The sequence below is a fragment of the Desulfobacter sp. genome (genome assembly GCF_050177295.1).
The window spans coordinates 1-14480 of record NZ_JBFXHE010000072.1; the positions used below are offsets into that span (position 1 = coordinate 1).

Annotated in this window: 12 protein-coding genes; 3 read left to right on the top strand and 9 right to left on the bottom strand. The window is 46.0% G+C overall.

What is annotated here, in order from left to right:
• The 3 genes from AB7U36_RS07595 to AB7U36_RS07605 form a co-directional block, all read left to right on the top strand.
• Positions 1-2826 (top strand): type I restriction endonuclease subunit R (locus tag AB7U36_RS07595; protein WP_428159185.1); only part of this gene is annotated, 2826 nt, incomplete at its 5' end.
• Positions 2823-3530, top strand: a complete 708-nt coding sequence (locus AB7U36_RS07600; protein WP_428159186.1) for a M48 family metallopeptidase — start codon at positions 2823-2825, stop codon at positions 3528-3530. The genes AB7U36_RS07595 and AB7U36_RS07600, both read left to right, overlap by 4 nt.
• 142 nt (positions 3531-3672) lie before the next feature.
• Complete coding sequence (locus AB7U36_RS07605) at positions 3673-4587, top strand: Abi family protein (protein WP_428159187.1); 915 nt, start codon at positions 3673-3675, stop codon at positions 4585-4587.
• 89 nt (positions 4588-4676) lie between these two features.
• Here AB7U36_RS07605 and AB7U36_RS07610 read toward each other — a convergent pair whose 3' ends face one another.
• From AB7U36_RS07610 to AB7U36_RS07650, 9 genes are all read right to left on the bottom strand, one after another.
• Positions 4677-5996, bottom strand: a complete 1320-nt coding sequence (locus tag AB7U36_RS07610; RefSeq protein ID WP_428159188.1) for a relaxase/mobilization nuclease domain-containing protein — start codon at positions 5994-5996, stop codon at positions 4677-4679.
• A gap of 48 nt (positions 5997-6044) precedes the next feature.
• A complete protein-coding gene (locus AB7U36_RS07615; RefSeq protein ID WP_428159189.1) occupies positions 6045-6386 on the bottom strand; it encodes a plasmid mobilization protein in 342 nt (113 codons plus the stop codon).
• An 85-nt stretch (positions 6387-6471) separates the two neighbouring features.
• Positions 6472-7110: a TrbM/KikA/MpfK family conjugal transfer protein gene (locus AB7U36_RS07620; RefSeq protein WP_428159190.1), complete on the bottom strand. Its 639-nt coding sequence runs from the start codon at positions 7108-7110 to the stop codon at positions 6472-6474.
• A complete protein-coding gene (gene trbB, locus AB7U36_RS07625) occupies positions 7107-8036 on the bottom strand; it encodes a P-type conjugative transfer ATPase TrbB (RefSeq protein WP_428159191.1) in 930 nt (309 codons plus the stop codon). Before trbB ends, AB7U36_RS07620 begins: the two co-directional genes overlap by 4 nt.
• Before the next feature lie 25 nt (positions 8037-8061).
• Positions 8062-8289, bottom strand: coding sequence for a S26 family signal peptidase (locus tag AB7U36_RS07630; RefSeq protein ID WP_428159192.1), 228 nt, complete (start codon positions 8287-8289; stop codon positions 8062-8064).
• 240 nt (positions 8290-8529) lie between these two features.
• Positions 8530-10359, bottom strand: coding sequence for a type IV secretory system conjugative DNA transfer family protein (locus AB7U36_RS07635; RefSeq protein WP_428159193.1), 1830 nt, complete (start codon positions 10357-10359; stop codon positions 8530-8532).
• Complete coding sequence (locus tag AB7U36_RS07640; RefSeq protein WP_428159194.1) at positions 10356-12659, bottom strand: ArdC-like ssDNA-binding domain-containing protein; 2304 nt, start codon at positions 12657-12659, stop codon at positions 10356-10358. The genes AB7U36_RS07635 and AB7U36_RS07640 overlap by 4 nt, the downstream gene beginning before the upstream one ends.
• Positions 12656-12874 carry a hypothetical protein gene (locus tag AB7U36_RS07645; protein ID WP_428159195.1) on the bottom strand — a complete coding sequence of 73 codons (219 nt, stop codon included), beginning with the start codon at positions 12872-12874 and terminating at the stop codon, positions 12656-12658. The genes AB7U36_RS07640 and AB7U36_RS07645 overlap by 4 nt, the downstream gene beginning before the upstream one ends.
• Positions 12875-12876: 2 nt before the next feature.
• Positions 12877-14480, bottom strand: a 1604-nt coding sequence (locus AB7U36_RS07650; protein WP_428159196.1) for a DNA topoisomerase, incomplete at its 5' end; no start/stop codon positions are given.

The following is a 14480-nucleotide window of genomic DNA, read 5'->3' on the forward strand; positions in this document are numbered from 1 at the left end:
GAGCCTGTTCCTGACAGGCTGACCACCCCTTTCTGCGAATTTCTGAACCGGATTGACCAGCTGCATCATGATTATCGCATCACCCTGAATCTGGACAGGATTAGACCGGCGGATGTTCTTGAGCTTTATATGGACCGAAGAAAGGCAACAACAGAACAGGGACTGAAGGAAGGAGAGCCCCGTCTTTTTCATACCAACCTGTTGCTCATCAGAACCTGCGGCTTGGAAGCGGACTTCGGCACGATTACATCAGGAGAAGAACATTTCTTTCCCTGGAAGACACAATGGCCAAATAATGACAAGATCGCCGAGGGTAAGAACCAGCAGGAACAATTGATCAGCGGCATGCTGAACAAGTCCAATCTGCTCCTGATTCTCAGGACATGCTCCGTATTCATGGATACGGACAGCGGCGCCCGCATCAAAGTGGTCTGCAGGTACCAGCAGTTCAGGGCAGCCAACAAAATCTGCTTTCAACTCCGCCAGGGTCAAACTCCGGCAGAGCGCAATGGCGTGGTCTGGCATACCCAAGGATCAGGCAAATCTCTAACCATGGTATTTGTCGCCCGGATCATCAGAGCGTCTACTGAGTTAAGCGATTTCAAAATCGTCCTGATCAACGACCGTGTAGACCTGGAAAAACAGCTTGCCAGAACAGCCACTCTGATTGGTGGACGAATAAATGTCATTGAAAACACTGCGGCGCTGAAAGTTGACCTGGGCACGGACACATCAGACATCAACATGGTCATGGTCCATAAGTTCCAGCAAAGGGAGGAAGCTCTCCCCCTCCAGGTGGCAGAAGCCCTGGGCACATACCTGGCCATGCCTTCGGGCAAACAATTCGGTGTGATCAACGAATCCGATCGGATCTTACTCATGATTGATGAGGCCCACAGGACCCAGAGTTCCGATCTTGGTGACAACATCGTAGAGGCTTTTCCCAATGCGGCAAGAATTGCGTTCACAGGCACCCCCCTGATTGCCCAGCGTCATGGAGAGAAAAAGACCTGGAAAAGATTCGGCCAGTACATAGACACCTACCGGTTGATGGACGCGGTTAATGACGGCGCCACTTTGCAGATCCTATACGAAGGAAAAACCGCAGATGCGGCTTTAAATGAAAAACATGCCTTTGAAACCGCCTTTGAAGATATGTTCAAAGACCGGACCGAAGAGGAGCTTCTTGCCATTAAAAAGAAGTACAGTGCCACTGGTGACATTCTGGAGGCGGAAAAAAGAATCAAAGCCATTGCCTCTGATTTAGTGGATCATTACATCGGGAATATTTTACCAAACGGATTCAAGGCCCAGGTCGTCTGCCACTCGAAGCTGGCTGCAGTCCGGTATCAAACGGCCATACAGGAGACACTCCAAGACAGGCTCCAAAAAGAAAAGAATTCACCCGCCCCTGATCTCAATCTGATCAAACAACTGGATTATCTTAAAGCCGCTGTTGTGATCTCCAGTGACGGCACTAATGAAGCCGCCTTTGTTACCGAAGCCAGAAAGCAGACCAGGGGATGGAACGCTGTGGCGAACTTTTGCAAACCTTTTGACTTTGATGATCCGGAAAAAGAACTCACCGGCATTGCGTTTCTCATTGTTTGCGACATGCTGCTGACCGGGTTTGATGCCCCCATTGAACAGGTCATGTATATTGATAAAAAGATTCGGGAGCATACCCTGCTTCAAGCCATTGCACGAACCAACCGCGTCGCCAAAGGCAAAAAACGGGGCTTCATCGTGGATTACATTGGTCTTGCCAACCATCTGACCCAGGCATTAACCTTGTATGCAGCAACTGATGAGCAGGAAGAACTGGCTCAGGAACTCAAAAACATTACCTCTGAAATGCCTGTTCTGGAAGAAAGATATCAACGTCTGCTGCAACTGTTCAAACTGCACAAGATCCAAAGAATACAAGAGTTCATTGAGGGGACACTTGATGATATTGCTGCTGATGCCGCTATTGTTCATGATGCCGTGACTCTGCTCAAAGATGAACAACTGCGGGCTGACTTTGATGTGTACCTGAAAAAATTTCTCATGAGTCTGGACATCATATTGCCCAATCCTGCAGGCCACCCGTACCGGGTTCCTGCCAAGCGTTTCGGTTACATCTTGCGTGTAACCAAAGAACGGTATAAAGACACCAGTCTGAGCCTCGGTGATGCCGGCGCCAAAGTCAAGGACCTGATCAACTCGCATTTGATCAGTTTGGGAATCAACCCCATGGTGCCACCAATGGAGCTTCTGGCGGATGACTTCATCGAAAAACTGAACCAGCACGCCGGAGGCAATACTGAAGCCAAGGCAAGCGAGATGGAGCATGCCATCAGGAAGCATTGCACTGTACATCATGATGAAGATCCGTCATTCTACAAAAGCCTTTCGGAAAAGGTAGAGAACCTCATTGAGCAATACCAGGACAACTGGGACGCTTTGGCTGAGGAACTTGAAAAGCTAAGGGACCAGGCCATTGAAGGCAGAAAATCCGGAAAAGACGGGATGGGGAAAGAGGCCACTACTTTTTACGAGCACATTGCAGGTGTGGCCTTTGGAAAGAATGACATCCCTGACACTGCAAAACCGAAAATGAAAGATCTTATGGAAGCAATTGTTGAAACCCTGCAGTCGAGTATCGGCAGCATTGGTTTTTGGACCAATGCCGATAAGCAAAAAAAAATCAGAAGTCGTATTAAGAAAGCGTTAACTCTGACCGGGATTGACGCTTTAAAGGAAAACCGGGAACGTGTTGCAATTGAAATCATGAAGCTGGCCAAAAACAGACATGATGCCTTGATCAAAGGCGGTGAGAAATGAATGTCAGACGCATAAACGATATTGACTACATTCTGCTTCCCGGAACCAAACGGAAAACTACCGATATCGTCATAGAGCGCGATGGCGTGGTAACAGTCAGGCCCCCGGAAGGATTCACTCCTGAACAGGTAGATGCAGTGGTCCACAGCAAACGGATGTGGATATACAAAAATCTTGCAGAGTGGCGGGATCTAAACGCGGCCGCTGTGGTCCGTGAGTGGGTAAAGGGAGAGTCTTTTCTTTATCTGGGACGCAGCTACCGCTTGTCACTGGTGGCGGATCAGTCTGCTGATTTAAAGCTCAATCAAGGTCGATTCTGTTTGAAGCGATCTTTGATTGACGAGGGAGGGGAAACCACTGCAAAAGCAGCCTTTGAACGCTTTTACAAAACCAAGGGTGAAAAACGGATAAAAGACCGAATTGCTTACTACGCTCCAAAAGCAGGGGTTTCCCCCGGCGGTCTTAAAGTTAAAGACATGGGATACCGCTGGGCCAGCTGCACAAAAAGCAATCTGCTGCAATTCCACTGGAAATGCATGATGGCACCTCCAAAGATCATTGATTACATGGTGGTTCATGAGCTTTGTCATCTCCACCACCGGGATCACACCGACTTATTTTGGAATGAAGTGGACAAGGTGATGCCGGACTACCGCGAAAGAAAGCAGTGGTTAAAGAAATACGGAGCTGGCTTGGATTTGTAACAGGTAATAAAAAAAAGATGACAAACTCATTTTCACGTGTTAATTTAACCCTATCAATAATTCTGAATAACACCCGCCACGCCTCTTGGGGTTTTGACCTCGAATGCGCACCCCGGCGGGTTACTTATTTATGGGGGGAACCATGAAATATACGAAACCCCCTCTTGCTATCGATGATCAAATCCAACTGTTGCGGCAGCGCGGCATGGAGATACCCGATCCAGATAGAGTAGCCCGCTACCTTTCCCACATCAGTTACTTTCGTCTTAGGGGATACTGGATTCCCTTTGAAAACAAAGAGAATGGAAAAGATCACCACTTTATAGAAGGGACCACGTTTGATGATGTTCTCAATCTCTATATCTTTGATCGGAAGTTCAGGCTCTTAATACTGGAAGCCATCGAAAGGATTGAGATTTCATTCCGGGCACATTTTGCCAACGAACTGGGCGTGGCTTATGGGAGTCATTTTTACCTTGACCCCAATTATTTTTACAGGGCTGATCTGCATAAAAATCTCCTGGTTTCTTTGGAATCTGAGATTGATCGAAGCACTGAACTCTTTATTGAGCATTACAACAAAACGTACGATGAACCAGCGTTACCTCCAATCTGGGCTTCAGCCGAAGTGATGTCCTTTGGACAACTCTCTCTCTGGTATAAGAATTTGAAAACCCGCCATGACAAAAATCGAATTGCCAGACTCTACGGCATCGATGAAAGTCTCCTACGCTCATTTATGCACCATCTGACGTTCATCCGAAATATCACTGCTCACCATGGACGGCTTTGGAATCGTCGAATGACCATTACCATGAGGATGCCCAGAAAACCCAAAGCACTGGCAGCTATGTTAAACCCAGATGCCACCCGGTATGTCGGAAACACCGTAATCATGTTGGGATACTTTCTCAAATTAATCAGCCCTGGGACAAGTTGGCCACATCGGATGCACCAATTAATAACCCATTCTCCTGGGATTTGGCCAACTGCGATGGGATTGCAAAAAAATTGGCAACATCTTCCTTTATGGAAGAAGCCTGATGGGAATAGATAAAGGACTAACCAACAAACTCATATCTGGAGAGACGTTTCATTTATCCCCTTAAACGCCAAATTATTTAAAACTCTGGGCAAACAATAAATTTACATTCCATAATCTTCATCATAAAAACGCTGAAAATTTTTATTAAATTTTATCCAATTATAATTATGCTGTTTTTGTTCACGGATGTAAATCTTCCAAGCTTCTCTTTCTTTGGCGGATTTAAGTTTTTTCACCGGTTCAAATCTATACGGCTTTTCAATTGTATAACCGCCTTGGGACGGTTCAATTTTTCCTAAAATTTTCAAATTTCCGGGCTGTCCTATGTCTCTTCCATTGTTCATATCTCCTTTTTTGGGGCGTTCAAGGATAATGCCATTTTTGGCAATTCGCATACCGGTTTTAGAAAAAGGAATGCTTGAATTTTTTTTAGTCTTGCAGCCTATATCCGTTAAAACATAACCTGCCCCTCGTGGCCTGACTTCAAGGCCTATTTTGGCCAGTTCCCTATGGAAGTCTTGCCAGGTGTCAGATTTAATTGCCGCCTGGGCTATAAACTCTTTTGATTCTAAAACAAAGGTCTCAAAGGATTTCAGTCCGGTTTTAGTTTCAAAATCTTTGGCTTTGGCGTTTTCCCTTTTGGGCTCCCGTTGAAAAAACTCTTTTACCTCACAATCTCCGGTTGATTTTTCATAGGAACCAAACCGGTCTTGAAGTTTTTTCTTTGACAAATTTTTATCAAAATCGCTTAATTTTATATGATGACCATCTTTTTGTTTGTGGCCGATAGCAGCCAGGATACATCCGTTCCCACGCATTTGCACAGTTAAGCCGTAAACGGCAAGTTCTTTGTGCAAGGACTGCCAATCCCGGGCATTGTCAAAGGCGTGTTTAACATCTGATTGCCGCTGCTTCACGTACTCGCTAAATTGCTGTTCAACACCAACATCGACTTTAAGCTTATATCTTTCTTCCAGGAGCCGGCACGTTTTATCCCGTTTATAATAATCATAGAAAGGATCATGCCGGGTGTATTTTCCCTTGTGGATCATATTGTAAGCAACGTGCATGTGGGGATGGTCTGTGTTGATGTGTATTCCGCAGAGCCGTTGATGATCTTCAAAACCTAAAGCGGACGCAAATTCTTTTTCAATGTTTTTAAAATCTTCCAGTAAAAGTTTCTTGAAATCTTCGGGATGAAAACTGACTACCATATGATAAGTTTTTTCTTTTTTGGTCCGGGTATTCATTGCCTGGGTGGCCTTAATTTCATCAATGGCCAGATCATAATCCTGCCCGGCATAACAGCCGGCTGTCCATTTTGCAAAGAGCTTTTCCCCTTCATGGCCGGCACCTATGTATACCCCTAAACGTTTTATGTTGTCGTTTTGCGGTTCGCAATGGATTCGTTTTGATATCATGGCATTAAGGTGTTGCCTGAATATATGGAAGAAAACAGGGCGGCAACCTTACATCGTATCCCGAATTTTAGAAATGACCGGCCTGAGCTGTCGCTGCCTGTCTTCAATGTCATGCAGCACCTTTCTTATTTCTGAAGGAGGCACATTTTTAAACCCCTGGGCAAGATAGTATTTAAACAGCCCCCCAAGCCGGCCAAGGTCAGCGTTCACTTTAAGCGCAGATAGAAAAGCCTCTTGGTCAAGCCTTGATTCTATTCGTTGGCCGGTTAAAATTCTGCGCATATATTCAGAGACAGAGAAACCGGTCTGTTTTGCCAATTGCTTGATTTGGCTGTATTCTTTTTTCGTCACATAAGATTTGAGAGTGATTTCCCGCTTGTCTTTTTTCATTGAAAGCCCCTGCGTTTTATTATTAAGAACACCATCAGGAACAACGGTGTTTGCCGGCACCATTATTTCTGATGGTGTTACCTGGTTAATCGGCCCATTCCCAATGGTTTTCTGATATTGTCTCCGCTATCTGAGCTTGTTCGTTTCTTGACTTTGAATAGATTAAATAATATTCATTGCCGTCGTCATCTTTAACTCTTTGACCTATATCCAATCCGATATAATTTAGTTGTGGATAGTCGGTATATTCGTGGTTAGCAAGGGCATTATAATATTGTTGGCAATATGCCGGTAATTTAGGATCAACCATCGTTGTTGATTTAACAATATACTTTTCTCCAAAACGTTTTGCTCTGGCCGGGGCTAAAATTTGTACTTTGATTAAATTCCTATTTAACTTTTCGACAGTGCAGGAAGAACAGGAATAATTAACGATCGCGTCAACCAAACTTGGCATCCCTTCTGCGTCTGAATCAGGACATTTTTTTAAGAAAGATTTTCTGGCGTCCCTGGTGTCAGACGGCTTCTTTCTTTTAATACTGTAAAAATAATCTAATGCGGCATCACACTCTGATGGCGGGGTTCCGGTAGATAAACATAAAATGGCTTCACAAGCCAATTTTTGTTCGTCTGTTAACTCATCATCGCCCCACGAAAGAGACGTGTCGCAGAAAAAGACTGTTAAAAAAAGAAAAACCGTAATGGTTGCTGAAAATTTTTTCATTTTAAAATCCTTAATTTTTGTGTTGTTTGAATGCCGTTGCTTTCTATCACGGCAATATCCTCTATTTTTCGACCTTCTTTTGTTCGTTTGATAAAAATGATCAAATCTATAGCCTCCTTGATTAGGTCTTCCATTGGATTAGCAACGACTTCTGCAATCAATTGCTGCAACCGAATCAAGCCACCCGCACAAGAATTTGCATGAACCGTACAAACGCCACCAGGATGCCCCGTGTTCCAGGCTTTAAGAAGATCCAGGGCCTCCCCGCCCCGAACCTCGCCAACAACAATCCTATCAGGCCGTAATCTCATAGTGGCTTTTAATAAGTGCTGCATATTCGTAGTTTGATTTGTGCGCAACATGACCTTGTTTTCAGACGCGCATTGTAATTCGCAGGTATCCTCTATAATGACAAGCCGTTCATCGCCGGCAATATTTGCCAATTCTGCAAGAATGGCATTGGTCAGGGTGGTTTTGCCGGAACCCGTTCCGCCCACTACCAGGATATTTTTTTTGTTTGCAATGGCATCGCAGATAATCTGATGCTGATCCGGGGACATGGTGCCGGACCGCACGTAATTATCCAGGGTAAATATTTTGATGGCCTTTTTACGGATTGTAAAAGTTGGATTAGCCACAACCGGCGGGAACAACCCTTCAAACCGGCTGCCGTCCAGGGGCAGTTCACCTTCAACAACGGGAGCATCCTTAGTAACGACGGCGCCAAGCATGGACGCAACCTGGCTCAGTATTCCGGCGGCAGATGATGCAGGAATGGCGGATACTTCCACCATTCCCTTATCAAACGTATCGAGCCATAGCTTGCCGTCAGGATTGAGCATGATTTCAATCACGTTATCATCGTCCAGGGCCTGGGTAACAACGGAGCCTAAATTATGCTTCAAACTGTCCAAAACCACGCTCATTTTCACTCCTTTCCGATATTTTTCTTCAGAAAACAAAAAGAGGGGTTATTGTATCGATTATTGAGGATTGCGGTACAAAGCCGAGATACCGACTGTCTAACGAGTATTTTGTATTGCCGATTACAACGAATTGCTCAGAAGGCACGATGCCTGTTTTCGGAGAAAAAGGTGTAATCGCCCGGCCTTTGCTGTCTGTATCCAAGGCCGGGGGCAGTTGGTATGCCTGTCCCGGTAAAGCAGCCACACGTTTCATTAAAGGGGTATTTTTAACGTACTTTGAGACGAGGGGCTGTTGTGAGGCAATAGGACGAAAGACCACATAAGATCCGTTGGCAATTGCCCGGGAGGTTTTTAAATATATACCAAGGGGCAGGCTGGCGGATGCATTGATATAACAGTATTGAGATATAAAAAAACAGACCGCAAAACAAAGACTGCAGGGCAGCATAATTTTTATGGTTTTGCTTGTATATTTCATCTTTCTATCCCTCTTTTAGTTTGAAAAATTCATATGGCCGGGCGGCGGGATTTTAACCCGCCTCTGGAAGACTGGATCTAAAAAATAGAGTATCTGCTGACCGTATACCGTGTTGTAACCGGCAACGAATATGAGCATATCGCCCGGGGTCTTGATTCCCCCTTTTTCGTCTTTGACCGGGCCTTTCAGCCTCATGCATTCATCCGGTGTGAGCAACGGCCTTGCAACTTCGCTGACAGATACAGAGGCATTGCCCATGCCGCCTAACCGTTTACCGGAGACACTGGTCTTTTTATCCACCACGGTGGTTTTCCCGGTCATTTCTGACAAGAGCTTTGCGGTTTCTATTTTATTGGGTGCATATGCAATTCTGACATGGCAGTTTGATGTGATTGATTCGTCCCGGGTATATGCTTCCTGCAGCTGGGATAAATCCTGGACAATGATATAAGCCTTCACACCGTAACCGGCCATAAACGCCAGGGCCTTTTGCATAATTTCCAGCTTGCCCAGACTGGTAAACTCATCCAGCATGAGCAACAGCCTGTGTTTATAGCCAACTACGGCCTGCCCGTTTTCAAACGCCATTTTCTGGGTGAATTTTCTTAACGCCAGATTGAAAAACACACGCAGCAGCGGTCTTAACCTGTCCAGGTTGGCAGGGGATACAACCAGATATAAATCAACAGGGGTTTCTAAATTCATGATATCTGAAATGAAAAAATCAGACTCAGAGGTATTCTTTGCGACAATGGGATCACGATACAAAGACAGGTTTGTAATGGCGGTGGATACCACCCCGGATAACTCACGGTCGGCTTTGATCACAGCTTCACCTGCATAACTGTCAATGGTTGATTGTATGTTATCTGCCAAATCCGTATCCATGTCCGGATACCGTTTTTTCAGGATCTGTGCGTGTTCCTTGTCTATCATGGCATAGAGCAGGTTTTTGATATCCCCCTCATTGTCGCTTTTTGTGATTTCCGCCACGACATCGGCAAGGGTGGCATCCTGCTTTGATACAATGACATGCAAAATCAACCCGGTCAGCAAGGCATACCCGGCCTGGGTGAAATAATCTTTCATGCCCTTGCCGTCCGGGTCACAGATCATCTGGGCAATATTCTGGGCATCGGCAATGGCATGATTGGTGTTAATCCGCACTTCTGCCAAAGGATTCCATTTAGCAAAAGAAAAGGTTTCATCGGCAGGATCAAACTTAAGGATTTTATGATTTAATTCTTTGGATCTATAGCCTGATGTCAATGCGTAATTTTCACCCTTGATGTCCAGGGTTACGCTTGAGCCCGGCCAGGCAAGCAGCGACGGGATAACCAGGCCCACCCCTTTACCGGATCGGGTTGGCGCAAATGCTAAAATATGTTCCGGGCCGTTATGGATCAGGTATTTTGTTCCCCGGGCCGTTGGAAAGCCGCCCACATATACGCCTTCTCTGGCATCAAGTCCCATTGCGGGCAACTCTTTTTTCTTTGCCCAGGTGGCCGTGCCGTGCAGATTTAAATTGCCTTTCGGCTTTTTCCTGAGAAGCAAGAAAAAACCAAAGGCTGTGCTGAGGATAAAAACACCGAATATCAAGTCAACCTGACTGCCTATCGGGGTGTTTGTGATATATTTATTCCATTCAAGTACCTTCCAGGGCAGGTAATAGGTTTTAAACACCGGCCTGCCCAGGTCCTGATGGTATTTAAACGCCCTGGCCACGGTTTGCGTGGCATAACTCATAAATGCAAAGCCCCACAGCAAAAAACAAACCGGGAAGAGCAGGGGATACCTGCTTTTTTTTACTTTGGCTTGTTTAAGGCCGTACTCTTGTTTTTTCATCGTTCAAGCCCTATGCCTTTGTTTTTGGAAAGATATTGGATCTGGGATTTCAACTGGCTTTGAACCCGGCTTTTACCCATCTTGCACTTGGCCAGGTCATTGAAATCCGTGTACCCAAGTCTTTTTGAGTCATCCGTAAATTTGGGGATAATGACTTTAGCACCAACGGCCTTGGCCGCTTTTTGCGCTTTTTCCACACCCACATTATTTTTCTTGGCGTGGTCATTATCAGCACAAATGAACAACTCAGCAGAGGGCATCAATTCCCGGATCTGTTTGGCCACATTTTCAAGGTTGTTCGCATCAAAACAGACCACTGCCGGAAGGTGGCTCACATCATTCAGGGTCTTTCCGGTTGCAAACCCTTCAACCAGCAGTATGGGTTTTTGCTCGTCAAGTTCGCCTATGGTATAAGCGTTCCCGGATTTTTTCCCGCCGGTCAAAAACTGCTTTTGCCCGTCCTCGCTTATGAACTGCAGGGATTCGATCTTGTTGGTTTTAAGATTCCTCGCAGGGATAATCAGTCGGTTGTTTCTGTCAACCCGGTATTCTTTGTCGCCATTGATTTTTTTATCTGTGAGATAAGGGTGATCACTTGTTTTTTCGGCATTGATGTAAATGCCGAACGCTTTTTTGGCTGCTGCAGCGTGATCCTCGTCCCGCTCGGCTGCCCGGGCTTGTTTATTTCCGGATGCAACGACTGTTTTACCGATTTCTCCTTCATATTTGAAATTGGCTTTTTCCCCGGTTTTATGGTTCTGAATGAACCCTGCAGGCCTGCCGTCAGGATAAAGCGTGTATGCCCCAGATTTTTTGCCGGCCTTATCGCCTTCAACCGCCACACGGTGCAGCTTGCCGTCCGCCTGGGGAGTGTCAATCTTCAGGCCGCGCCTGGCTGCCTGATCCCGGAATTGAGCTGTTATTTCATTCATATCAAGACCGTTCTCCCGGGCAGGTTCGAGCCATTTTTTAAAAGGAGCCTGGTCGGCTCCGGGTTCGACAAACCAGGATTTTTCCTGTTTATCCCATTTTGCGCCCAGGGCTTTGGCTTCGTCTTTTTCTTTAAACGGCACATGAATATATAATTTAGGGGCTAGCTCCTTGGGGGGCGGATCGTGTTCAGTTTCCACGTCCTGTACTGTTTCGGTTTCAGCTTCTGTGCTGTACACCTGCAGGCCGTTTGCATCCCGAACCGTAAAAACCGTCTCTTCAGGCAAGTCATTAAAAAATTCGTTGTTTTCCTTATCAATACTTATAACAGCCAGGTGATACGCAAACGCGGTGGATTTGGCTTCATCCAGGCTTTTGAATTTCTTCTCCTTTATAAAATCAGGTGTGTTGTCAATTTCTTTACCATTTTCGACGATTTGGGCCTTGATTTCATATGACGGAGCGGCAGGTGATAATTTCTGGTCCAAATCAAGGCCCATCAGGTATTCAGCTATTTTTTCCGCATCCTTCATAGCAAACCCAAGCTCTTTTACCCGGTCTTCCGCCTTGATTGCTTTGAGCCAGGACGAAACATACGCTTTATTGCTCTCTTTGGATTCGGCAGAATAGCCAATGCCGATTTGAGAACACACCAGCCAGCTCGATATTTCCGCCCTTAATTCTTCCTTGGCCCTGGAATCCTTATCCGCATAGTCAACGCCCCTGTCCATCATGGATTTATGGGCCGTGGCATGGGACAATTCATGGAATATGGTGGAATAGTATTGTGACTTATCGTCAAACTGTGACTTGTCCGGTGTTTCAATGGCATGGGTTAAAAAATTATAAAACGCCTTATCAAGCTGGCTTCCGGTGATTTCCACATTGGCAGATGCAATTATCTTTTCTGCTTTATCTTCCGGTCTCCAGGCAGGCTCCGGATGCATGTACGGTTCTATGCCTTCAATCTGGGTGGCATTAAAGACAGAAAAGGTTTTAAAAACAGGCTTGGTTACCTCGGTCGTTTTTTCCTGACCGTTTTCATCCAGGACAGGCTTTCCCTTATCATCAAGCTCTTTTTCCAACCTGGTGGGCGAATAAAAAAATCCGGTGGAGGCTTTTTGCCCTTTCCTGACAAAACAATCCATCTCTTTAGCCTGGTTGAACGTCATCCACCTGGGGTCATTGTAGCCGCTCATTGCCAGGTTAATCAGGTTTACACCTTTATAATTCCGGCCTGTGGTGAAGTTTTTAGGCAGTTCCAATAGCCGGCCTTCTTTCCACGGTTTCTGCCAGGGCGCATCGCCTTTTTCAATGGCCTCTAAAACCCTTTTGGAAAAATCGTTAAGCTGGTCCTGATATCTGCTCATACGTCAACCCCCTCACTCTCCAACTGAGCTTTTTGCATTCTGGCCAACTCTTCTGCAGAAATTTTTATGAGGCCGAAGGATTCTTCCGCATATTCGGCAACATCGCCCGGAATATCGTCAGAATCAAAATCAAGAATATCCAGCTGCCTTTTCAGCCAGGCGATGTACTCATCAACAGTCATGTTGCGTTTCATTGCAAAATATTCAAAATCCATTGTTATTCTCCTTTTTTATCTGTGAACCGGGGCTTGCCGCTATCGTCAAAATATGTTTGCCTGCATTCGGGGAAGCCGGAGCATCCCCACCAATAATTTTTCCTGCCTCCTTTGCCTTTTTTCTTTGATTCTCGTTTCACAAGCGGTTTACCGCAGGCCCGGCACTTGTGTTCTGATAATTCTATTTCTTTTTTTGGCGTTAAATCCGGCTTACCGTTTTTATCGTTGAGGAATACGGGCTTGGCATGTCCTTGCTGGTTGAAACACCCCCAATACCACGACCCTTTTTTGCTTTTTTGCCTGCGTAAAGGCAGACCGCATTCCGGGCAAAGATGGGTGCCCGGTAACGGGTCTAATTGAAGGTCAAATATTGCTTTCACAAGTTCCGGAATTTGGATGGTTTGGTCCGTCATGAACCCGGACAGGCTATCTTTACCGTCAGCGATAGCTGATAATCTGGACTCCCATTTTGCCGTTGTCACGGGATCAGTGAGTATACCAGGAGCCATTTTGACCAGCTGCCGGCCAAGATCAGTGGAAATGATGTTCTTTTTCTGAAGTTCAAGCAGTTGCCGGGCTTTTAATGTTTCTATGATCCCGGCCCTGGTCGCTTCAGTTCCGATCCCTTCATTTTCTTTCAGGGTCTTCTTGGCTTGGGCGTCTTCGATGAACCTGTGAATATTTGCCATAGCCTCAATAAGGGTGCCTTCGGTAAACCTTGCAGGCGGTTTGGTTTTTTGGGATTTGATATCAACCTGGGCGGCGGTTACACCGTCGTTCTGGTTTACTTCGGGCAAGACTTGATCAGCAGAGGTTTCCTCCTCTTGCTCCCTGATGAAGGCGGTCCAACCGGGATTCAATATCTTTCTGCCCGTTGATTTCCAGACAGTGTTATTTATGCCGGTCAAAATTTTCTGCGCTTCAAATTCCATGGCTGCATAAAACTGAATACAAAAGCTTTGGGCGATCATGCGGTACAGGTCAGATTCATCATCTGACAGGTTTGATGGCGTTTCTCCCGTGGGAATAATGGCGTGATGGGCAGTTATTTTTTGCGTGTCGTATGCTGCGCTTTTGATGGAGCTGTCCGTATTTTCAGAAAGTTGTTCAAGTCCGGGAACGTTTGCCAGGGCTGCAAGTACACGGCCTGCTTCATCAAATTGTTCTTCCGGCAGATATCGGCAGTCTGACCGGGGATAGGTGGTCAGCTTTTTTTCATAAAGGGCCTGGGCTACATCCAGCACCGTTTTGGCTCCCATGCCAAGCTGTGACGAAGCAGCCTTTTGTAAAGAGGAGAGGCAATGGGGTAACGGCGGATTCTTTTTTTTCTTTTCTGTAACGGCCTCTATAATCTTTCCAGCCTGGCCGCTTACCTCTTTTTTGATCCGGTAGGCTTCATCCGGGTTGATTAAGCGGCCCTGATCATCCAGCCCCTTTTGGGTGTCAAGGGGTTGAAACGTGCCGATAAACGGTCCTGCGTCATGAAGAATTTCAACATGAAGGGAGAAATACGGGTGGGGTTTGAAGTTTTCAATCACCAGGTCCCGGTTGACCACCAGGGCAAGGGTCGGGGTCTGGACCCGGCCAAGGGATAACACGCCCTGGC

Excerpts from the sequence above, each read along its gene's own strand:
- AB7U36_RS07605 (WP_428159187.1), top strand. The coding sequence starts at position 3,673 with ATGAAATATACGAAACCCCCTCTTGCTATCGATGATCAAATCCAACTG.
- AB7U36_RS07620 (WP_428159190.1), bottom strand. The coding sequence starts at position 7,110 with ATGAAAAAATTTTCAGCAACCATTACGGTTTTTCTTTTTTTAACAGTC.
- AB7U36_RS07645 (WP_428159195.1), bottom strand. The coding sequence starts at position 12,874 with ATGGATTTTGAATATTTTGCAATGAAACGCAACATGACTGTTGATGAG.
- AB7U36_RS07635 (WP_428159193.1), bottom strand. The coding sequence starts at position 10,359 with ATGAAAAAACAAGAGTACGGCCTTAAACAAGCCAAAGTAAAAAAAAGC.
- AB7U36_RS07640 (WP_428159194.1), bottom strand. The coding sequence starts at position 12,659 with ATGAGCAGATATCAGGACCAGCTTAACGATTTTTCCAAAAGGGTTTTA.
- AB7U36_RS07610 (WP_428159188.1), bottom strand. The coding sequence starts at position 5,996 with ATGATATCAAAACGAATCCATTGCGAACCGCAAAACGACAACATAAAA.
- AB7U36_RS07600 (WP_428159186.1), top strand. The coding sequence starts at position 2,823 with ATGAATGTCAGACGCATAAACGATATTGACTACATTCTGCTTCCCGGA.
- AB7U36_RS07615 (WP_428159189.1), bottom strand. The coding sequence starts at position 6,386 with ATGAAAAAAGACAAGCGGGAAATCACTCTCAAATCTTATGTGACGAAA.
- trbB (WP_428159191.1), bottom strand. The coding sequence starts at position 8,036 with ATGAGCGTGGTTTTGGACAGTTTGAAGCATAATTTAGGCTCCGTTGTT.
- AB7U36_RS07630 (WP_428159192.1), bottom strand. The coding sequence starts at position 8,289 with ATGAAACGTGTGGCTGCTTTACCGGGACAGGCATACCAACTGCCCCCG.